Here is a 19,541-nt window from a genome sequence, read left to right on the forward strand (position 1 = left end):
TCAGCCGATGACGGCCCGGTGCGTCAGCGCTCCGGGGTGCGCACCACGATCGAGGACCAGGTGAAGCCGCCGCCCGCGGTGAGCACCACGCCGTACTGCCCGGCGGGCACCAGACGGCGCTGCCGGAACTCGGCGAGACTGGCGGCCGCGTCGCCGGTGCCGAGGTGGCCGGTGTGGCCGTAGTCGTGCACGGGCGCGCCGGTGATCGCGGCGACGGCCGGGGCGTAGATGTCCGTGATCGTCTTGCGGCCGAGCCGAGGCAGGGCGACGCAGGCGATGCGCTGGTCGTCGGGCTCCAGTCCGGCGTCCGCCAGGGACTCGGTGACGACCTGGCGCAGCTTCAGCGCGCCGGCCTTGGCGAAGCCCTCGATGCCCCGACGGGCGAGGTACGCCTTTTTGCGGCGGCGCAGGTCCGCGTGTTCGCCGTCGGGACGGGTGTCGGTGCTGAAGGGGTCGTCGCCGCGGTGCATCTCCTCCAACTCGGGGGCAGCGGCGATGGCGATGCCGCTCAGCGTGAACATGTCCGTCTCGTCGTCGCGCTCGTGCAGCAGCAGGGCGGTGGCCGCGTCGCCGAAGGCGATGCCGTAGTCGGACGTCCAGCGTCGCCAGCCCGGCTCCACGAACCGGTCGCCCGTGGTGACCAGTGCGTGGTCGATCGAGGGGTCCACCAGCAGCCGCGCGGCGGCGGTCTCCAGGGCGGCCACCCCGCCGTTGCACTGCTGCTGGACGCCGACCGGCTGGGCTCGCTCCGCGCCGAGCTGGTGGGCGACGTAGTGGGGCGCGGACCAGATGTCGTGGCCCTGGTGGTGCATCCAGGAGTGCACCAGCAGGCCCACCCTGGCGGGATCCACACCGGCCTCCTCCAGGGCCTGCCGCCCTGCCGCGACGGCCATCTCCGGGGGAGCGAGATCCGCGGAGACCGGCAGCTCCGGCCTGCCGAGGGTCTCGGCGTCCTCCGCGTCCACCAGTCCGAGGGCCATCGCCTCCTCCGCCCCCTGGCGGGCGGTGGGGAAGTACGCGGTGACGGCCGCCAGGCCGAGCTCACGGGTCAGTTTCACGACAGGTTCCTTCCGGGGTCGGGAGGGGGTCAGCGGCGGAGGTCGAGGACGTACTTGCCGGTGGAGGCGCGGCTCTCCAGCAGCTCGTGGATCTTGGCAACGTCCTGGATGGGCAGCACGGTCAGGTCGACGGAGACGCTGCCCCCGGCCACCGAGGCGAGCGCGGACTCCAGGTAGTCACGGAGCAGCGCGGGCGCGCGGTGGGCCACGCCGCCCAGGTTGTATCCGGTCAGCGAACTGCTGTGGTACCAGACGTGGTTGCCCTCGAAGGAGACGTCGTCCTGGGCGGCGTTGCCGAAGATGACGTGCCGGCCGAAGAGTCCGAGCATCGGGGTGATCCGCTCGCGGTAGGCGCCGCCGACCGAGTCGAGGACCAGGTCCGCGCCGGCGCCGTCGGTCCGCCGGTCGATCTCGGCGGCCAGCTCCTCGTAGCCCACCACCGCGTCGTAGCCGAAGCGGGCCGCGTAGCCGGCCTTCGCCGGGGTGCTCGCGGCGCCGATGACCGCGCGGGCACCGAGCCTGCGGGCCAGCTGCGCGGCCGCGGTGCCGACGCCGCCGGCGGCGGCCAGCACCACGACCGTCTCACCGGGCGCGAGGCGTCCGGCGGAGGTGAGCACGCCGTAGGCGGTCGCGACATTGGCGAGCGCGCCGGCGGCGAGTGCCGGGTCCAGGCCCGCGAGCGTGCCGTCGAGCGGGACGACGTGCTCCGCCGGGGCGATCGCCACGTCGGCCTGACCGCCACCGGCCAGGGTCAGCGCCGCGACGGGCTGGCCGGCGCTCAGGCCGGTGACGCCCTCGCCCAGCGCCCGCACCGTGCCGGCCGCCTCCAGGCCGGGCCGGTGCGGCAGGTCGACCGGGAACTGGCCGCGCCGGAACATGACCTCGGCGAAGTTGACGCCCGCGTGGCTCACGTCGAGGGAGACCTGACCGGGGCCGGGCTCGGGAGCGACGCCCTCGGCGACCTCCAGCACGGACGGGTCGCCGACGGAGCTGAACTGGACTGTGCGCATGGGATGGTCCTTCGGGTTGTGGTGTCGGGCGGCGTCGGCCCGCGCCGGGCGGGCCCGGGTGGGGCCGGGGGCGGGTCAGCCGGCCAGTGCGGCGGTCGGTCCGTGGCCGGGCAGCAGCCGGGTCCCGGCCGGAACCCGGGCAGCGAGCTGTTGCAGGGAGCGGCGCAGCGCCGTCGAGCTGCCGCCCGGTGCGTCGGAGCGGCCGGGGCCGCCGGCCAGCAGGGTGTCGCCGGACAGCAGCACCGGACGGTCGCCCTCGGCCAGGAACATCACCGAGCCGCCGGTGTGGCCGGGGGAGGGCAGCACCGTCAGCCCGATCCCGGCGAGCCGGAGTTCTGCCTCCTGTTCGGGCAGCGCCCGGACCTCGGCGGGCTCCCGGTTCGGGTGGTCCACCAGCTCGTCCTGGGGCCAGTTGGCCGGGAGTCCCTTGGCGGGTGCGCCGAGCTGGTAGCGGTCGGCCGGGTGGATCCAGGCCGGGACGCCGAAGTGGTCGGCGAGCGGCGCCGCGTCCCAGGTGTGGTCCATGTGACCGTGGGTGAGCAGCACCGCCTCCGGGGTGAGCCGGTGCTTCTCGACCAGGTCGAGAACGGGTTGGAAGGCCTGGTGGCCGGGGTCGACGATGACGCACGCCGCGCCCGGGCCCTCGGCGAGGACGTGGACGTTGGTGCGGTACATGCCGCTTGCGACGGAGAGGGTGAGCATGGCCTCAGCTGGTCGGAGGGGCGCCGGGTCAGGGCCTGGTCAGCGCGGTGACGGCGCGGTCCAGGCCGGCCTGGAGGGCCTCGGCGTGGGCGGGTCCGAGGATCTCGACGAACGCGTCGAGGGCGGCCTCGAGACTCCGGTCGGCCGACCGGAGCGTGCGGGCCCCGGCCCGGCTCAGCCGGATCTCCAGGACGCGCGGGTGCACGGCCGAAGGCGTGCGGGTGATCAGTCCCTCCCGTTCGAGCGTGGTGAGCAGCAGTCCCATCGACTGCGGGCTGACCGCGCACAGACGGGCCAACGCCGCCGCCGAACATCCGCCGGTGGTGCGGATGTGGCGCAGCGCCGCGTGCTGGGCCGGGTTGAGCCCGCTGGGTTGCAGCGCGCTCGTGGTGACCCTGGCCGCCAGGTGGGAGAGCCGTTTGATGAGAGTGCCGAGCTGCGGGCGCAACCCGGCGGTCTCCGGCCCCTGCGGCATGAGTGTCGTCACCAGGTGATCCTAATGTCAAGGCCCTTATGAATACCAGGGTGCTGTCATTCCGGCCGGCACGCGGTGTGCCCTGCATGCTGACCGTGGTTCGAACTAGGTTACTCATCAGGGCCCTGCTAGTGAGGCGGGGACGCCGGATCAGGAGGAGTTCGAATGAAGGCAGTTGCCATCCGCGCCTACGGCGGTCCGTCGGCGCTGGAGTTGCTCGACCTGCCGCTGCCCAAGGTCGGCCCGGACTTCGTCCTGGTCCGAACCGTGGCCGCCGGAGTGAACCCGGCGGACTGGAAGATTCGCGAAGGCTACATCGACGACTGGTTCGAGCGCAGCTTCCCCATGGTGATGGGCTGCGACCTGGCCGGGGTGGTGGAACGGGTCGGCAGCTCCGTCACCGAGTTCGCGCCCGGCGACGAGGTGGTCGGGTACGTCCGCGAGGACCACCTGGGCCGCGGCACCTACGCCGAGTACGTAGCGGCGCCGGTGCGCACGCTGGCGCACAAGCCGGCGGCCCTGTCCTGGCGGCAGGCCGCGGGCCTTCCGGCCGCCGGGCTGACGGCCTTCCAGGCGCTGCGCCGCCATCTCGACCTCCGGTGCGGCGAGACGCTGCTGGTGCACGCGGCCGCCGGTGGCGTCGGCTCCTTCGCGGTCCAGCTGGGCCGGATCCTCGGCGCGCGGGTGATCGGCACGGCCGGCCCGGCCAACCATGCCCACCTGCGGGAACTCGGTGCCGAGCCGGTGGCCTACGGCCCCGGACTGGCGGACCGGGTCCGGGCGCTGGCCCCGGAGGGCGTCGACGCCGTCTTCGACCTGATGGGCGGCGAGACGCTGGCCGGATCGCCCGTGCTGCTGCGCCCGGGCGGCCGGATCGCCTCCGTCTCCGCCGACGCTATCGCCCTGGGCGGTCGCCACGTCTTCGTCCGGCCCGACGCGCGCGACCTCGCCGAGCTGGTCGCCCTCGCCGACAAGGGCGAGCTCTCGGTGCATGTCCGCGCGGCCTTCCCGCTGGCCCGCGCGGCCGACGCGCACCGCCTGGTCGCCGACGGCCACGGGCGGGGCAAGGTCGTCCTGGACGTCGTCTCCAGTGACTCTTGACCGGATCTGCATCGGGCCGATCGCGCCCGTCGGGCGGATCTGAACGCGGCTGAGGGCGGATCTGCGGCGCCGCCTGGAAGGGTCGTTCGAGTACCGAACACGTTCGACACGAACAGGTAGGCGCCGATGACCCTCACCGAACTCCGGCCGGATCCGCTGACATCGGCGGGCCCGCTGGACTTCAGCCGGCCCGTCGAGCGAGCCCTGGTGCACCGTGCCGCGGTGCTGGAGGTGTTCGTCACCGACTGCCGGCCCGGCGACGCCGACCGCTGGCGGGTGGCCGCGCAACTTCCGCGCGCCCACGCCTACTTCAACGACCAGGCCGCCGACGCCGGGCGCACCGACCCGCTGCTGTTGCTGGAGTGCGTGCGCCAGGCCGTCACCGTGGTCGCCCACCGGCATCTCGGAGTGCCACTGGGGACCTCCTTCCTGATCAGCACCTGGCAGACCCGGCTGCGGCGGCCGGACCTGCTGACCGCCTCGGCCGAGGCCCCCGACGAGCTCGAACTCGTGATCACGGCACGGGACCTGCGGCACCGCGGGGCCACGCTGCTGGCCGCGACCTTCGACGTCGAACTGCGCCGGGACGGCGAGGTCGCGGGCAGCAGCACGGTGACCGCCGGCTACCTGAGTGCCGACGGCTACCTCGGCTACCGGCGAGCGCGCCGCGGCACCGAGCCGCCCTCCTCGGCGGACATGCCGCGGCTGCCCCGCGGCGTGCGGCCGAGCCCCGGCGAGGTCGGCCGGGCCCGGCCGGAGAACGTCATGCTGACCGACCTCCGGCACGCGGAGGGCCGGCTCGCCGCCTTGGTCGAGGCGCCGGTCGCGCACCCCTCCCTGTACGACCACCCGCTCGACCACGTGCCCGCCATGGCGCTGCTGGAGGCCGCCAGGCAGGCGGCCCTGGCCGTGGTGGGCACCGCCCCCGGGACCGCCCCGGGCGCCGCGCGTGGCTACGTGAGCGGCCTCGACGCCGAGTTCCACCAGTTCGTCGAGCTCGACGCCGACGTCGAACTCGCCGCCGCCCCGGCCGTCCAGGTCGCGGACGACCTGCCGGGGGCCGTGCCCGTGGAGGTGTCCGTCCGGCAGCGCGGCGTGGACATGTGCCGGGTCCGCGTCCAGGTGGTCGGGAGCTCCGAGCGATGAGACTGCCCGCACCCCTCGGCCTCTCGGCCGAGGCCTGGTACCCGGCGGACCGGCAGACCGTCGAGGAGGCCCTCGCCTGCGGCGACGTCGACGCCCGCACCGCCAGGGACCTCGGCTACACCTCGTTGCCGGTCAGTGAGAAGACCGCACCCCCGGACATGGCCGTCCTGGCCGCCCGGACCCTGCTGGCCCGCACCGGCCAGAACCCGGCCGACCTGGGCCAACTGCTGCACGCCTGCGTTCACTACCAGGGCCACGACGCCTGGTCCGCCCCGCACTACGTCGCCCACACGCTCGGTGCCCACGACGCCGTCCCCGTCGGGCTGCTGCAGCAGTGCAACGGCGGCGCCATCGGGATCGAGAGCGCGGTGGCGCGGCTGCTCGCCGACCCGGACGCGGGCCCCGCGCTGGTCACCACGGCCGACCGGTTCCTGATGCCGAGCTGGCACCGCTGGAAGTCCGACTACGGCATGGCCGCCGGCGACGTGGCGACCGCGGTGCTGGTCGACCGCCGGACCGCGGACGCCGACCTGCTGCTCCACGCCGTCACCACCACCGTGGCGGCCGAGCTGGAGGTGATGCACCGCGGCGAGGACGGGCTCAACGAGAACCCGCTGAGCCACAGCCCGATGATCGACGTGCGGCGCCCCAAGCGGCACTTCGTGCGGACCTACGGCACCCCGTTCTTCCTCGACGCGGCGGCCCGGCGGATCACCGCCGCCGTCACCACCTGCCTGGCCGAGGCCGGGCTGGCCCCCGACGATCCCCGGCTGCGCCACGCGGTGCTGCCGCGGCTCGGCACCAAGGCGCTGGAGGAGGCCTACGCGCCGCCCCTGGCCGCCGCCACCTCCGCCCCGCAGCTCGACCTCGGCCGCGCGAGCGGTCACGTCGGCGCGGGCGACCTGAACGCCTCGGTCGCCGACCTCGCCGCCCAGGACCTGCTTGCCCCCGGCGAGTTCGCGCTGCTGCTGAACGGCGGCGGCGGTTTCACCTTCACCGCCATGGTCGTCTCCGCGCCACAGCGCTGAACGACCCGGCACCTCACCGATTCCGACGACAACCCGCATCCGACGACAAGGAGACATCCCATGACGGACATCCAGCAGCGACTGAACGGCCTGCTTACCGCGAAGCTCGGACTGGTCGCCGACGACCTGCGCCCCGAGGCCACCCTCGAGGAGCTCGATCTGGACTCGCTCGCGCTCATCGAACTCAGCGTGCTGATCCAGAAGGAGTTCGGCGTCCTGGTGGACGACACCGCGCTGACCCCGGAGGCCACCCTCGGCACCATCCTGGACCTGCTCACCCCGGCCGAGGTCCACTGATGGCGCAGGCGACCGTCGGGCGCCCGCGTCCGCGGACGGCAGTGACCGGGCTCGGCCTGGTCACCCCGGCCGGGATCGGCGTGGAGGCCAATGTGGACCGCGTCTGGTCCGGGCGGCCCACCGCCGACCGCACGGCCGAACTCGACGGGCTCCCCGTCGACTTCAGCTGCCGGGTACCGGGCTTCGACCCGGTGGCGCTGCTCGGCCGGCGCACCGCCTGGCGGATGGACCGGGCCAGCCAGCTCGCGGTCCAGGCCGCGCGGCTCGCGGTCGCGGACGCGGGGCTCGACCCGGCGGTCTGGGACGGGGCCCGGGTCGCGGTCGTCGTCGGCACCTCGCTCGGCGGCTGGAACACCGTCGAGCGCGAACACGGCGCCTTCCTCGCGGACGGCTCGGCCATGGTCTCCCCGCTGCTCATGGTGATGGGTCCGGTCAACATGACGGCCGGTTACATCGCCATGGATCTCAAGGCACTCGGGCCCAACCAGGTGGTCTCCACCGCCTGCGCCTCCGGCAACACCGCCATCGGGTACGCCCGGATGCTGCTGGAGACCGGTGCCTGCGACGTGGCCATCGCCGGCGGGACCGAGGCGGCGATGTCGCCGACCGCCATGGCCAGCCTGGCCAGGGCCGGTGCGCTGTCGAAGCGCCTGGACGACCCCCGAGGCGCCTCCCGGCCCTTCGACGCCGACCGCGACGGCTTCGTCGCGGGCGAGGGCGCGGCGCTGCTGGTCCTGGAGCGTCTGGAGGACGCACGGGCCCGTGGGGCGCGGACACGTGCGCTGATCGCGGGCTTCGGCGCCTCCGCCGACGGCCACCACGCCTCCGCGCCCGACCCGACGGGCTCCGGCGCCGAGCGGGCGATCCGCGCGGCCCTGGCCGACGCGGACCTCGGTCCGCAGGACGTGGCCCACGTCAACGCGCATGGCACCTCGACGCCGCTCAACGACGTCACCGAGGCGCGGACGATCCGTCGCGTCTTCGGCGACGGACCCGCGGTGACCTCGACCAAGGGTGTCGTCGGGCACCTGCTCGGTGCCGCGGGCGCGGCCGAGGCCGCGTACACGGTGCTGGCCGTGGAGCGCGGCGAGGTCCCGCCGACGGCCAACCTCGGCCGGCAGGACCCGGAGATCGAGGTGGACGTGGTGGCGGGGGAGGCGCGTCCGATCAAGCCGCTGGCGGCGGTCAACAACTCCTTCGGCTTCGGCGGTCAGAACGCCGTGGTCGTGGTGACCCCCGCATGAGCGTCGACGAGATGTCCGGCACCGGCACCGGCGTCGGTGCCGGTGCCGGACGTACGGTGCTGGTCACCGGAGGCAACCGGGGCATCGGCCTCGCGATCGCGCGCCGGCTGGCCGCGCGGGGCGACCGGGTCGCCGTCACCTACCGCACCGGCGAACCCCCGGCGGGGCTGTTCGGCGTGCGCTGCGACGTCACCGATCCGGAGCAGGTCGGCCGGGCCTTCGACGAGATCACGGCGGAGCTCGGCGAGGTGGAGGTACTGGTCGCCAACGCCGGGATCACCCGGGACGCCCTGCTGCTCGGCATGTCCGACGAGCAGGTGGACGAGGTCCTGGCCACCAACCTCCGCTCCGTCTTCCTGCTGACCCGGCGGGCCGCGCGCGGCATGCTCGCGGCCCGCTGGGGCCGGGTGGTCCTGGTCTCGTCGGCGGTGGCCCTGGCGGGCTCCCCCGGCCAGACCAACTACGCGGCCTCCAAGTCCGCGCTGGTGGGCCTGGCCCGCTCCCTGGCCTGGGAGTTGGGCGGGCGCGGGATCACCGCGAACGTGGTGGCGCCCGGTCTGATCGAGACCGACATGACCAAGGAGCTGCGTCCGGCCCGGCGGGCGGAGTACCTCGCGATGACCCCGCTGCGGCGACCGGGCACCCCGGAGGACGTGGCCGAGGCCGTCTGCTTCCTCACCGGGGAGCAGGCGGCCTACGTCACCGGTGCCGTCCTGCCCGTCAGCGGCGGCCTCGGCATGGGCCACTGACGGACCGGCACGGCTGCGGCCGCCCCCACTTCCTGGCAACTACCTCCCGGAGGAGACTCGGCATGCCCGTGGGCATTCTCGGGATCGGCGCGGAGACACCCGCGCGGATCGTCGACAACCATCAGATCAGCGCCTGGACCGGCGCCACAACGGAGTGGGTCGCGGAGCGTACCGGCGTACTGGAACGCCGCTACGCCGAGGACTCGGTCGCGACCTCCGACCTGGCCGTGCCGGCCGCCCGCGAGGCGCTGCACGCGGCGGGACCGGAGGCGGTGGAGCGGCTGGCCGCGCTCGTGGTCGCCACCTGCACCCCGGACGTGCCGCAGCCCTCCACGGCGGCGATCGTCCAGCACAAGCTCCGGCTGCCGAGCATCCCGTCCTTCGACGTGAACGCCGTCTGCAGCGGCTTTCTCTTCGGCCTGGCCGTCGTCGAGGGGCTGCTGACGGCGGGGCGCCCGGGCGGGACCGCGCTCCTGGTCGGGGCGGACAAGTTCTCCTCGATCATGAACCGTCAGGACCGGCGCACGGTCAGCCTGTTCGGCGACGGCGCGGGGGCCGTCGTGGTCGGCGAGGTGCCCGAGGGCTACGGGATCCAGGCCTCGCGCCTGGTCACCGACGGCGACCTGCACCACCTGGTCGGCGTCGAGGCCGGCGGCACCCGCACCGCGTCGGACGAGCGGGCCCGCGCCGCGGGCGAGCACCTGTTCCACATGAACGGCCGGGCCGTGCGCGACTACGCCCTGAGCAGCCTGCACAAGCTGGTCGGCCAGGTGTTGGACGACGCGACCGTCGACCTGGGCGACGTGGACCGGTTCGTCTTCCACCAGGCCAACACCCGGCTGTTGGAGACCTTCGCCGAGGAGGCCGGGATCGACACCGGCAAGGTCACCCTCACCGCTCCCAGGCTGGGTAACACCGCCGCTGCGTCCGTCCCGCTGACCCTCCACGCCGCTCACCGGGAACGGCCGCTGCGGCGCGGCGAGCGGGTGCTGCTGGCCTCCGTCGGCGGCGGCATGACGGCCGGCGCCACCCTGCTGACCTGGTACTGAACGAGCCCGCAGTGAACGAGAAGAGGACGAAGACGTGCGACTGAGCGGGAAGACCGCCGTGATCACTGGCGGCACGCGCGGCCTGGGCCGGGCAACGGTCGAGGCCTACCTCGCGGAGGGGGCGCTGGTGGTCTGCGCGGCGCGCAGGCCGTACGAGATCGGCGAGTTGCAGGAGAAGTACCCCGACCAGGTGGACTTCGTGGCCACCGACGTCACCGACGAGGACTCCGTGGCTGCGCTGATGGCCTATGCCGTCGAGCGCTTCGGGGGCCTGGACATCCTGGTCAACAACGCCGGTGCCAGCCGCGACGGCCGGATCGGCCGGCTGTCGCTGGCCGACTGGAACGTCACCATCGGCACCAACCTCACCGGCGTGTTCCTGTGCACCCGGGCGGCCATCGAGCCGATGACCGCCCGCGGCGGCGGCCGGATCATCAACGTCTCGTCCTGCGTCGCCAGCCGCGCCGCCACCGGGGCGTCCGCGTACAGCGCGAGCAAGGCGGCGGTGGAGATGTTCACCCGCACCAGCGCGGTGGAACTGGCCCCCAAGGGGATCACAGTCAACTGCCTGTCGCCCGGCTACATCGACGAAGGGATGGGCAAGGCCCTGGCGGAGAACGAGCGGGCCTGGGAGACCTACCGGGGCCGCTTGCTGTCCGGCCGGCTGGGCCGGCCCGAGGAGGTCGCCGCCACCGCGGTGTTCCTCGCGGCCGACGAGTCCTCCTACGTCAACGGGCACGTCATGGAGGTCAACGGGGGTCTGCTGTGGGCGGCCTGACCGAGCGGGGCGAGCGCTCCGGCCCCGACGCCGACGTGCTCGTAGTGGGCGCCGGCCCGGTGGGACTGGTGCTCGGCTGCGAGCTGGTGCAGCAGGGCGTCCGGGTCCGGGTGGTCGACGCCGCGCGCGGCCACACCGGGCACTCGCGCGCCAACGTCGTGTGGCCGCGCAACCTGGAGTTGCTCGACCGGATCGGCGTCAGCGCCGAGCTGGCCGCCGAGGGCCACCACCTCCAGGGCACCGCCTTCTACTCCGACGGCGAGCTGCTCGCCGCCGCCCGGCTGAGCGCACTCGACGACACCCCCTACCCCTTCGCAGTGATGATCGCCCAGGAGCGCACCGAGCAGATCCTGGAGCGCCGCCTGCGCGAACTCGGCGGGACTGTGGAGCGCGGGGTGGTCCTGCGCTCGCTGGCCGCCGAGGGGCCGGACGGGCTGCCCCGGGCGGTGCTGGAGCACCCGGACGGCCGCCGCGAGGAGACCTCGCCCGGCTGGGTGCTCGGCGCCGACGGCGCCCACAGCACGGTCCGCAAGGAGCTGGGCATCGGGTACGCCGGTCCGCAGGTGGACGTCAGCTTCGCGATCACTGACGCGCTGCTGGAGACCACCCTCGGCGACGACCTGTCGCACTACTGCTACTCCCCGAACGGCGCGATCGTGCTCGGGCCGATGGGTGGCGGGGTCTTCCGGATCGCCGTCAACGTTCCGCACGACGCCTACTCGGACGACAACCCGCCCCGCCTGGACGTCTTCCAGGAACTCGTGGACAAGCGCGCGGCCGGGCGCACCACGGTACGGGAGCTGCTGTGGAGCGGTGCCTTCCGGGTGCGGGTCCGGCTCGCGGAGGCCTTCCGCCGGGGGCGCTGCTTCCTGGTCGGCGACGCCGCCCACGTGATCAGCCCGGCGGGCGGGCAGGGCATGAACACCGGCATGCAGGACGCCGTCAACCTGGCCTGGAGGCTGGGCGGCGTGCTGCGCGGCGCGCTGTCCCCGGACGCCTTGGACGACTACGACACCGAGCGCCGGACCACCTCCCAACTGGTCTCCCGCGCGACGGCGTTGATGACCAGGGCAGCGCTGGCCGGCACTGCGGACGAAGTGGCCGAGCGCGATGCCGCGTTCCGCGCCGCGGACGCGAGCGGGCTGTTCCAGCGCTGGATGGCGCCGCAGCTCGGCCAGACCGACACCCACTACGGCCGCCCGGACGGCGCGGTCGCACCGGCGGCGCCGGTGTCCGCGGCCGACTGGCTGGCGGAGTTCTCCGCCACCGTCCCCGAGGGCCGCGTCGGAGTCGGCGGCCGCCTCCCGTTGCTGACCGGTGCTCCGGACGGGCCGTCCTGGGACGGCGCCTCGTGGCCCCGGGTGGACCGGGACCGCCGCACCGTCCTGCTGTGGCCGGGCGAGGACGGCTCCGGCGCCGAGGACTGCGCCCGGGTCCGCGCCACGCTCGGCGAGGCGACCGCGGCGCTCACCCTCGACGCGAGGGTGCCGGACGCGCTGCGCCGGGCCCTCGGCCCCGCCGCGGCGGCCGCGTTGATCCGTCCGGACGGCCATCTGCTGGCCCGGACCGCGCTGGACGCCGCCGAGATCCACGCACGACTGGAGGTCCCTGCGCATGCCGACTGAACGGCCCGTGATCGCGTTCTTCGACGCCGACGAGACGCTGATCGCGATGAAGAGCCCCTTCTCCATGCTCCGTTGGCGGCTGCGGCGGGAGGGCGACGACGGCAGCCGCTACGAGGCGGTCACTGAGCCCATCCGCAGGCTGGCCCGCCTCGGGCTCACCCCGGCGGAGGTTCTCGACGCGTTCTACGCGGTCTTCGCCGGTGAGCGCTGGAGCGACCTGCTGGACGAGGGGCGCGAGTGGTTCCGTGACCTGGAGGCGGAGGGGGTGCCGCTGATCGAGAGCGCGGTTTCGGCCCTGCGTGCCCACCAGGACGCAGGCCATCTGACGGCGATCGTCTCCGGCGCCTGGGCGGCGAGCCTGCACCCGCTGGCGGAGTTCCTCGGCGTGGACGCGGTCGTCTGCACGGAGCCCGCGCTGGATGCGGGCGGCCGACTGACCGGGTCCATCGGCCGTCCGATGTTCGGGGCTGCGAAGTCCGGGGCGGTGCAGGAGCTGCTGCGGCGTTTCGGCGCCGATCCGCGGGACTGCCACGGATACGCCGACGACCCGGGCGACCTGCCGATGCTGGAACAGCTCGGCCGGGCGACCGTGATCGGCGACCATCCGCGGATGCTCCAGCTCGCGGCGCAGCGCGGATGGCAGGTCAGGTCGGCCGCGACCATGCGGGACACGGTCCGGCAGCCGGTCTGAGCCGGACGCCTCGGGCCGGACGCCTCGGGCCGGCGCAGGCCGGGACTGCGGCGCCGCAGTCCCGGCCGGCGCCGCGGCACTGGCTGGGGCTGCGCTACCGGGCGCCGATCGCGGTCGGCAGGTCGGCCAGCAGGTCCAGGGCCTCGGGGGAGAGCCGGACCGCCTCCGCGGCGGTGTTCTCCTCCAGGTAGCGCGGGGTCTTGGTGCCCGGGATGGCGAGCACGTGCGACCCCTGCGCCAGGGTCCAGGCGATGGCCGCCTGGGCGGTGGTGCACCCGCTCGACTCCGCGGCCTTGCGGACCCGCTCGACGAGCGCCTGGTTGGCCTCGATGGCCTCGGAACGGTAGCGCGGGATGTTGTGCCGTCCGTCCGCCTGCGGCAGGTCGGCCGAGGAGGCGATGTGCCCGGCCAGGAAGCCGCGCCCCAGCGGGGCGAAGGCGACGAAGGCGATGCCGCGCCGCGCGCAGTGCTCGACGACGCCCTGCTCCAGGGCGTCGCGGCTCCACAGCGACAGCTCGCTCTGGACCGTCGACACCGGGTGCACGGCGTGGGCCCGCTCGATCTCGTCCACGCCGGCCTCGGACAGGCCGAGGGCCCGGATCTTGCCCTGCTCCACCATCTCGGCGAGCGCGCCCCAGCTCTCCTCCACCGGGACCTGCGGGTCGATCCGGTGCAGCTGGTAGAGGTCGACGTGGTCCACGCCGAGGCGGCGCAGGCTGGCGTCGAGGGCGGCGCGCAGGTGCTCCGGGCGCCCGTCGCGGCGGCTGCGGTAGCCCTCTTCGACGACCAGGCCGCCCTTGGTGGCCAGCACCGCCCGTTCGCGTCGGCCGCGCAGCGCCCGGCCCACCAACTCCTCGTTGGTGAAGGGCCCGTACTGATCGGCGGTGTCGATCAGCGTGCTGCCGAGCTCCAGGGCGCGGTGGACGACGGCAACGGAAGTGTCGTCGTCGCGGCCCAGTTCGTCGTAGCCCCAGGACATCCCCATGCAGCCGAGACCCAGTACCCCGGTGACGATCCCGGACTGTCCCAGCACGGTCTGCCGCATCAGTTCACCTCTCGCTTGCCAAGGCCGGGGCCGGAGGGCCGCGGCGCACTTGACAGCATACACGCGAGTATAAGTACCCTGATGAGTAATCCGCTCCTGATACATCTCGAACGACGGTAAAGGACTCCAGCCTTGTCCAGTCAGGTCTCCTCACCACCGGCCGGCGGCAACGCCCGGGCGACACTGGCCGCCGCCTGCGTGGTCGGACCACTGATGACCCTCGTCGTCACCGGCCCCTCGGTCGCCGTCCCCTCCATCGGTGCCGATCTGCACAGCAGTCTGGCCTCCGCCCAGTGGGTGGTCGACGGCTACATGCTCACCGCCTCCAGTAGTCTTGCCGCGATGGGCTCGCTGGCCGACCGGATCGGCCACCGCCGGATGTTCACCATCGGCATGGCCTTCTTCGCCTTCTGGATGGCGGTCTCCGGGCTGGCGAACGACATCGTGCTGCTGGACGTCTCCCGTGCCGTCGCCGGATTCGGCAGCGGCGCCGCACTGGCCAGCGTCACGGCGATCCTGGCCCAGGCGTTCGACGGGACCGCCCGGGCCAAGGCGTTCGGCCTCTTCGGCACCTTCCTCGGCGCCGGTCTGGCCTTCGGGCCGATGTTCGGCGGTCTGCTGGTCAACAGCTGGGGCTGGCGCTCGGTCTTCCTGGTCCTGGCCGCCGCCTCCGCGCTGGTGCTGCTGAGCGTGCCGCTGCTGCCGGCGTCCCCCGGCAGCGCGGGCGGGCGTTTCGACTGGCCCGGCAGCCTCTCCTTCAGTCTGGCCGTGGCGCTCTTCGTGTTCGCCCTGGTCCAGGCCGCCGCGAAGGGCTGGGGCAGCCCGGCCGTCGTGGTCTCGCTGGTGCTCACCGCCGTCCTTCTGGTCGCCTTCGTGGTGGTCGAACGGCGCACCGCCGCACCGATGTTCGACCTCTCGCTGCTCGCGGAGCGCAGGTTCCTGGCGATCTGCCTGGTGCCGCTCGTCCTGGCGTTCAGCTTCGTCGCCCTGGTGATCGTGCTGCCGCCCTACCTGATGGCCACCGGCGGACTGTCGGCGCTGCACATCGGCCTGGTCCTGCTCCTGCTCACCGGCCCCTCGCTGGTGGCTCCCGCGCTGACCGGCATGGTGGCCCAGAAGGTCGGGATCCGGGCGCTCTTCGTGATCCTGCTCGGCTTCTCCGCGGTCGGCGCCGGCTGGCTGGCCGTCACCGGGCCCTCCTCCGGGACCGCCGGACTGGTGGGGCCGCTGCTCTGCCTGGGCATCGGCTACGGCATCTCGCTCGGCATCCTGGACGGGGCCGCCGTCTCCGCGGTCTCCCCGGAGCGCATGGGCATGGCCGCGGGCATGTTCAACACCGTCCGGCTGACCGCGGACGTCGTCTCGATGGCGGCGCTGGGCTCGATGGTCGCGGCCTTCACCCGGTCCGGCCTGAGCGGTCCGGCGACCTCCGACGCGGTCACCTCCCGGCTCCTGCAAGGTGACCTCAAGGGCGCGGTGGCCGCGGTGTCGAACGCCCCGGCGGGCCTGGCGGACTCCCTCCAGCACGCGTACACCTCGGGCTTCCACACCACCATGTGGATCGTCGCGGTCGCCTGCGTGGTCGCGGCCGTGACCGTCGGCCTGCTGATGGCCGGCCGCACCGCCGCCGAGCCCGCGGCGGCGCAGGGCGCGCCGGAGGCGGCGCTCGAACCGGCCGCCGGCTGAGGCCCCGCGCCGGAACGACCACGGGGCATCCGGCATCCGCCGGGTGCCCCGCCCGCATCACCATGAGGAGAAACATCGATGACACTCGCGTCTCTCGGCGACATCCCGGTCCTGGACCCCTACGCCGACGAGCAGTTGACCGAGCGCCTGGGCATCCGGATCACCGAGTGCACGGCCGGCCGGGTCGTCGGCACCATGCCCGTCGCGGGAAACCGGCAGCCCGTGGGCATACTGCACGGCGGAGCCAACGCCGCCTTTGCGGAGACCCTCGGGTCCCTCGGCGCATGGATGCACGCCGGTCCCGACCGCATCATCGTCGGCCAGGAGCTGTCGTGCACTCATCTCGCGGCCGCCCGCCGAGGCGTGCTCACAGGGACCGCCACCGCGCTGCACCTCGGCCGGACCTCCGCCACCTATGAGATCAGGATCACGGACGAAGCGGGCACACTGGCCTGTGTCGCCCGCCTCACCTGTGCGGTTCCGGCCCGGCGAAGGACCCGCTGAGGGACCTTCTCCTGTCGCTTGTACGTATACCAATCCAGATCCAGACATACCCCAGTCAGCCACTTGAGATGGGAAGTTGAAAACGACGCCCTCTTAACGGGGCTGACACCAGTACGGCACCGTCGCTGTATCAGTGCTCATATATGATGCCGATGGTCGCCAACAGGGGGATGGTCATGACAGCACAGTTGCCCAGCGTGCCCAGCGGGACGGGGAGCCGGTTCGGAGGAAGCCGGAGCGCGGAGATCCGGCTACTCGGCCCACTCACCGTGGTCGACCGGAGAGGGGAGGCGCTGCCCGTCGCGCCCAAACCGCGGGTCGTCCTGGCACTGCTCGCCTCGCGGGTGCAGCGCGCGGTCTCCGCCACGGCGGTCGCCGAGGAGCTGTGGGGCGAGGAGCCACCCAAGTCGGCGCAGGGCACCGTGCAGACCTACGTCGCCCAGCTGCGCCGCAGCCTTGCGCAGGCGACCGGCCTGTCCGCGGAGGCGACGGCCGAGCGGGTGCTGGTCACCGAGGGCGGCGGCTACCGCCTCGCCGACGAGCTGCTCCAGATCGACACGCTGCGGTTCACCGCCCTCGATCATGCCGGCCGGTCGGCCCTGCGCCGCGGCTGCGCCCAGGAGGGACGCGAACTGCTGAGCGGAGCCCTGACGTTGTGGCGCGGCGCGCCACTGGTGAACGTCGCCTGCGGCATCAGACTCGGCGCACTGCTGCCGCGCCTGGAGGAGGAGCGCCTGGCAGTCCAGGAGGCCCGGCTGGTCGCGGACCTGGAGGCGGGCGACCACTACTCCGTGGTCGGCGAGCTGCTGGAACTCTCGGCGCAGCACCCGTTGAACGAGTCGCTCTGCGGCCTTCTCATGCTGGCCCTCTACCGCGGCGGCCGCCGGGCCGAGGCCCTCACGGTCCTGCGCGACCTGCGCGACCGTCTGGTCGCAGAGCTCGGCCTGGAGCCCGGCGACAACCTGCTGCGCCTGCAGACGCAGATCCTGCGCGGCGACCCGGCCCTCGATCTGCCCACGACGGGACGCATCCCGCAGCCACGGCTGGCGAGCTGAACCTCGACCCGCCGGGGCCGTCAGGGTGTGGCGGTCAGTCCTGTCCGCCCAGCGCCTTGACGGCCCGCTCCAGCAGCTCCCGCAGCTGGCTCTCCTCGGTCTCGGAGAACTCCGAGCTCAGTCGCTGCTCGACCTCCAGCGCCGCCTTGTCCGCCTTGCGGGTCAGGGCCCGACCCGAGCGGCTGAGCTTGGCCACCAGCACCTTGGCGTGCAGGTGGGAGGTCTCCCGCTCGATCAGGCCCTTCTGCTCCAGGTTGTTCAGGATCGTCGACATGGTCTGCGGGGTCACCATGCACTCCCGCGCCACCGTCGCCCCGGACGCCCCGCCCGAGCGGGCGAGGATCATCAACGCGGCGTACTGGGGGACCGTCAGGCCGAACTGGCGCAGCGCCTTCGACTTCTCGGTGATCAGCGCCTGCTCCGCGCGCTTGATCACCTGCCCCAGACGGAGATTGAGCTGGTCGAAGCCCTCGCTTCGGCTGTGCGATCCGGTGGCCATGGACCAACTCCTCCCTCGGGTGCGAACGGAGGAGCACCCTACACTATGGTAGAGCCCTGATACACGTTTCGACCAGCGGGCGCCCCGTCACGCGTCGGCCGCTCCCTGCGGTGGGCCCGACCGTCAGCACTCGATGACGTTGACCGCGAGGCCGCCGCGGGAGGTCTCCTTGTACTTGACCTTCATGTCGGCGCCCGTCTCCTTCATCGTCTTGATCGCCTTGTCCAGCGAGACGTGGTGGCGGCCGTCGCCGCGCAGGGCCATGCGGGCGGCGGTGACGGCCTTGACCGCCGCCATGCCGTTGCGCTCGATGCACGGGATCTGGACCAGGCCGCCGACCGGGTCGCAGGTGAGGCCGAGGTTGTGCTCGATGCCGATCTCGGCCGCGTTCTCGACCTGCTCCGGGGTGCCGCCCAGGACCTCGGCGAGGCCGCCGGCGGCCATGGAGCAGGCGGAGCCGACCTCGCCCTGGCAGCCGACCTCGGCGCCGGAGATGGAGGCGTTCTCCTTGAAGAGCATGCCGACCGCGCCCGCCGCGAGCAGGAAGCGGACGATGCCGTCCTCGTCCGCGCTCGGGATGAAGTTCAGGTAGTAGTGCAGGACCGCCGGGATGATGCCGGCCGCGCCGTTCGTCGGGGCGGTGACGACGCGGCCGCCGGCCGCGTTCTCCTCGTTGACGGCCATGGCGTAGAGGGTCACCCACTCCATCGCGTTGGCCGGGCCGATGCCCTCGACGCGCAGGGCGCGCGCGCCGGAGGCCGCGCGGCGGCGGACCTTGAGGCCGCCGGGGAGGATGCCCTCGTGGTGCATGCCGTTGCGCACGCACTCCTGCATCACGGCCCAGATCTCCAGCAGGCCGGTGCGGATCTCGGTCTCGCTGCGCCAGGCCTTCTCGTTCTCCAGCATCAGCGAGGAGATGGACAGGCCCGTCTCGGTGGTCAGGCGCAGCAGCTCGGCGCCGGTGCGGAAGGGGTACTTCAGCACGGTGTCGTCCAGCACCACGCGGTCCGCGCCGATCGCGTCCTCGTCGACGACGAAGCCACCGCCGACCGAGTAGTAGGTCTTCTCCAGCAGCGGGACGCCGGCCGCGTCGTAGGCGCAGAGCGTCATGCCGTTCGCGTGGTACGGCAGCGACCGCCGCCGGTGCAGGATCAGCTCGCTGTCCGGGTCGAAGGCGATCTCGTGGGTGCCGAGCAGCGCGATCCGCTTGGTCGCCTTGATCTGCTCGACGTCCAGGTCGGCCTGCTCGACGTCGACGGTGCGGGGCGACTTGCCCGCGAGGCCGAGCATGACCGCCTTCGGCGTGCCGTGGCCGTGGCCGGTCGCGCCCAGAGAGCCGAAGAGCTCCGCGCGGACGGCGGCGACGTCGGTCAGCAGGCCCTCCGACTTCAGCCGGCGCGCGAACATGCGCGCCGCCCGCATCGGGCCGACCGTGTGCGAGGAGGACGGGCCGATGCCGATGGAGAAGAGGTCGAAGACGCTGATGGCCACGAGGACGCCCTTGTCTTGTGGGTGGGGCTGAGGGGAAGGCGGGACGAGCTGCGCTCATGGGTGGGGGCACCGCACGCACCGTCTGGTTCCAGTGTGCGCGGTGCCCCCGCCTTTCTGCGGTGACCTGGTGCTTACAGGTCGGGGTACAGCGGGTGCTTCGCGGCCAGTGCGCTGACGCGGGCGGACAGCTCGGCGGCCTTGGCCTCGTCGAAGGTCGGCTTGAGGGCTTCGGCGATGACGTCGGCGACCTCGCGGAAGTCCTCGGCCGTGAAGCCGCGGGTGGCGAGCGCCGGGGTGCCGATGCGCAG

The 19,541-nt window shown here is 73.3% G+C and carries 20 protein-coding genes and 1 pseudogene; 13 read left to right on the forward strand and 8 right to left on the reverse strand.

Annotation, left to right across the window (positions count from 1 at the left end; all coding sequences use genetic code 11):
- Positions 1–23: 23 nt before the first annotated feature.
- From ABH931_RS33360 to ABH931_RS33375, 4 genes are all read right to left on the reverse strand, one after another.
- Positions 24–1,058, reverse strand: coding sequence for a ketoacyl-ACP synthase III family protein (locus ABH931_RS33360; RefSeq protein ID WP_370121877.1), 1,035 nt, complete (start codon positions 1,056–1,058; stop codon positions 24–26).
- Positions 1,059–1,087: 29 nt separating this feature from the next.
- Positions 1,088–2,068, reverse strand: coding sequence for a zinc-binding alcohol dehydrogenase family protein (locus ABH931_RS33365; protein ID WP_370121879.1), 981 nt, complete (start codon positions 2,066–2,068; stop codon positions 1,088–1,090).
- Between the two features lie 75 nt (positions 2,069–2,143).
- Positions 2,144–2,770 (reverse strand): MBL fold metallo-hydrolase, encoded by a 627-nt coding sequence (locus ABH931_RS33370; protein WP_370121882.1) that lies wholly within the window; start codon positions 2,768–2,770, stop codon positions 2,144–2,146.
- Between the two features lie 28 nt (positions 2,771–2,798).
- Positions 2,799–3,257 (reverse strand): MarR family winged helix-turn-helix transcriptional regulator, encoded by a 459-nt coding sequence (locus ABH931_RS33375; RefSeq protein WP_370121885.1) that lies wholly within the window; start codon positions 3,255–3,257, stop codon positions 2,799–2,801.
- A 153-nt stretch (positions 3,258–3,410) separates the two neighbouring features.
- Between ABH931_RS33375 and ABH931_RS33380 the strand changes: the two genes are divergently transcribed.
- The 10 genes from ABH931_RS33380 (at position 3,411) to ABH931_RS33425 (ending at position 12,953) form a co-directional block, all read left to right on the forward strand.
- Positions 3,411–4,346, forward strand: coding sequence for an NADP-dependent oxidoreductase (locus ABH931_RS33380; protein WP_370121888.1), 936 nt, complete (start codon positions 3,411–3,413; stop codon positions 4,344–4,346).
- A 126-nt stretch (positions 4,347–4,472) separates the two neighbouring features.
- Complete coding sequence (locus tag ABH931_RS33385; RefSeq protein WP_370121890.1) at positions 4,473–5,492, forward strand: ScbA/BarX family gamma-butyrolactone biosynthesis protein; 1,020 nt, start codon at positions 4,473–4,475, stop codon at positions 5,490–5,492.
- Entirely contained in the window at positions 5,489–6,520 is a 1,032-nt protein-coding gene (locus ABH931_RS33390; protein WP_370121893.1) for a 3-oxoacyl-ACP synthase, read from the forward strand. The genes ABH931_RS33385 and ABH931_RS33390 overlap by 4 nt, the downstream gene beginning before the upstream one ends.
- Before the next feature lie 60 nt (positions 6,521–6,580).
- On the forward strand, positions 6,581–6,817 hold the full coding sequence (locus ABH931_RS33395) for an acyl carrier protein (RefSeq protein ID WP_370121896.1): 237 nt from the start codon (positions 6,581–6,583) through the stop codon (positions 6,815–6,817).
- The gene (locus ABH931_RS33400; protein ID WP_370121899.1) at positions 6,817–8,061 is read left to right on the forward strand and encodes a beta-ketoacyl synthase; all 1,245 of its coding nucleotides are present in this window, start codon (positions 6,817–6,819) and stop codon (positions 8,059–8,061) included. Before ABH931_RS33395 ends, ABH931_RS33400 begins: the two co-directional genes overlap by 1 nt.
- Positions 8,058–8,810, forward strand: coding sequence for a 3-oxoacyl-ACP reductase FabG (gene fabG / locus ABH931_RS33405; protein WP_370121901.1), 753 nt, complete (start codon positions 8,058–8,060; stop codon positions 8,808–8,810). The genes ABH931_RS33400 and fabG overlap by 4 nt, the downstream gene beginning before the upstream one ends.
- Before the next feature lie 62 nt (positions 8,811–8,872).
- Positions 8,873–9,859 (forward strand): 3-oxoacyl-ACP synthase III family protein, encoded by a 987-nt coding sequence (locus ABH931_RS33410; protein WP_370121904.1) that lies wholly within the window; start codon positions 8,873–8,875, stop codon positions 9,857–9,859.
- Between the two features lie 34 nt (positions 9,860–9,893).
- Positions 9,894–10,637 carry an SDR family NAD(P)-dependent oxidoreductase gene (locus ABH931_RS33415; RefSeq protein WP_370121906.1) on the forward strand — a complete coding sequence of 248 codons (744 nt, stop codon included), beginning with the start codon at positions 9,894–9,896 and terminating at the stop codon, positions 10,635–10,637.
- Positions 10,625–12,262: an FAD-dependent monooxygenase gene (locus ABH931_RS33420; RefSeq protein WP_370121909.1), complete on the forward strand. Its 1,638-nt coding sequence runs from the start codon at positions 10,625–10,627 to the stop codon at positions 12,260–12,262. The genes ABH931_RS33415 and ABH931_RS33420 overlap by 13 nt, the downstream gene beginning before the upstream one ends.
- Positions 12,252–12,953, forward strand: coding sequence for an HAD family hydrolase (locus ABH931_RS33425; protein ID WP_370121911.1), 702 nt, complete (start codon positions 12,252–12,254; stop codon positions 12,951–12,953). The genes ABH931_RS33420 and ABH931_RS33425 overlap by 11 nt, the downstream gene beginning before the upstream one ends.
- Positions 12,954–13,047: 94 nt before the next feature.
- On the opposite strand, the gene ABH931_RS33430 is transcribed toward ABH931_RS33425, so the two are convergent.
- Positions 13,048–13,998 carry an aldo/keto reductase gene (locus ABH931_RS33430; RefSeq protein ID WP_370121914.1) on the reverse strand — a complete coding sequence of 317 codons (951 nt, stop codon included), beginning with the start codon at positions 13,996–13,998 and terminating at the stop codon, positions 13,048–13,050.
- Between the two features lie 132 nt (positions 13,999–14,130).
- On the opposite strand from ABH931_RS33430, the gene ABH931_RS33435 reads away from it, so the two are divergent.
- The 3 genes from ABH931_RS33435 to ABH931_RS33445 all read left to right on the forward strand — a co-directional run bounded on the left by ABH931_RS33435 (position 14,131) and on the right by ABH931_RS33445 (position 17,243).
- Positions 14,131–15,684, forward strand: a complete 1,554-nt coding sequence (locus tag ABH931_RS33435; RefSeq protein WP_370121917.1) for an MFS transporter — start codon at positions 14,131–14,133, stop codon at positions 15,682–15,684.
- A 78-nt stretch (positions 15,685–15,762) separates the two neighbouring features.
- Complete coding sequence (locus ABH931_RS33440; RefSeq protein ID WP_370121920.1) at positions 15,763–16,188, forward strand: PaaI family thioesterase; 426 nt, start codon at positions 15,763–15,765, stop codon at positions 16,186–16,188.
- A gap of 176 nt (positions 16,189–16,364) precedes the next feature.
- Positions 16,365–17,243, forward strand: a complete 879-nt coding sequence (locus ABH931_RS33445) for a BTAD domain-containing putative transcriptional regulator (RefSeq protein ID WP_370121923.1) — start codon at positions 16,365–16,367, stop codon at positions 17,241–17,243.
- 34 nt (positions 17,244–17,277) lie between these two features.
- Here ABH931_RS33445 and ABH931_RS33450 read toward each other — a convergent pair whose 3' ends face one another.
- The 3 genes and pseudogenes from ABH931_RS33450 to ABH931_RS33460 all read right to left on the reverse strand — a co-directional run.
- Complete coding sequence (locus ABH931_RS33450; RefSeq protein ID WP_370121926.1) at positions 17,278–17,742, reverse strand: MarR family winged helix-turn-helix transcriptional regulator; 465 nt, start codon at positions 17,740–17,742, stop codon at positions 17,278–17,280.
- Between the two features lie 123 nt (positions 17,743–17,865).
- A complete protein-coding gene (locus ABH931_RS33455; RefSeq protein WP_370121928.1) occupies positions 17,866–19,233 on the reverse strand; it encodes an L-serine ammonia-lyase in 1,368 nt (455 codons plus the stop codon).
- Positions 19,234–19,364: 131 nt separating this feature from the next.
- Positions 19,365–19,541 (reverse strand): annotated as a pseudogene (locus tag ABH931_RS33460) (serine hydroxymethyltransferase); the annotation flags it as partial.

The organism is Streptacidiphilus sp. MAP12-33 (genome assembly GCF_041261265.1).
In the GTDB taxonomy this organism is placed as follows: domain Bacteria; phylum Actinomycetota; class Actinomycetes; order Streptomycetales; family Streptomycetaceae; genus Streptacidiphilus.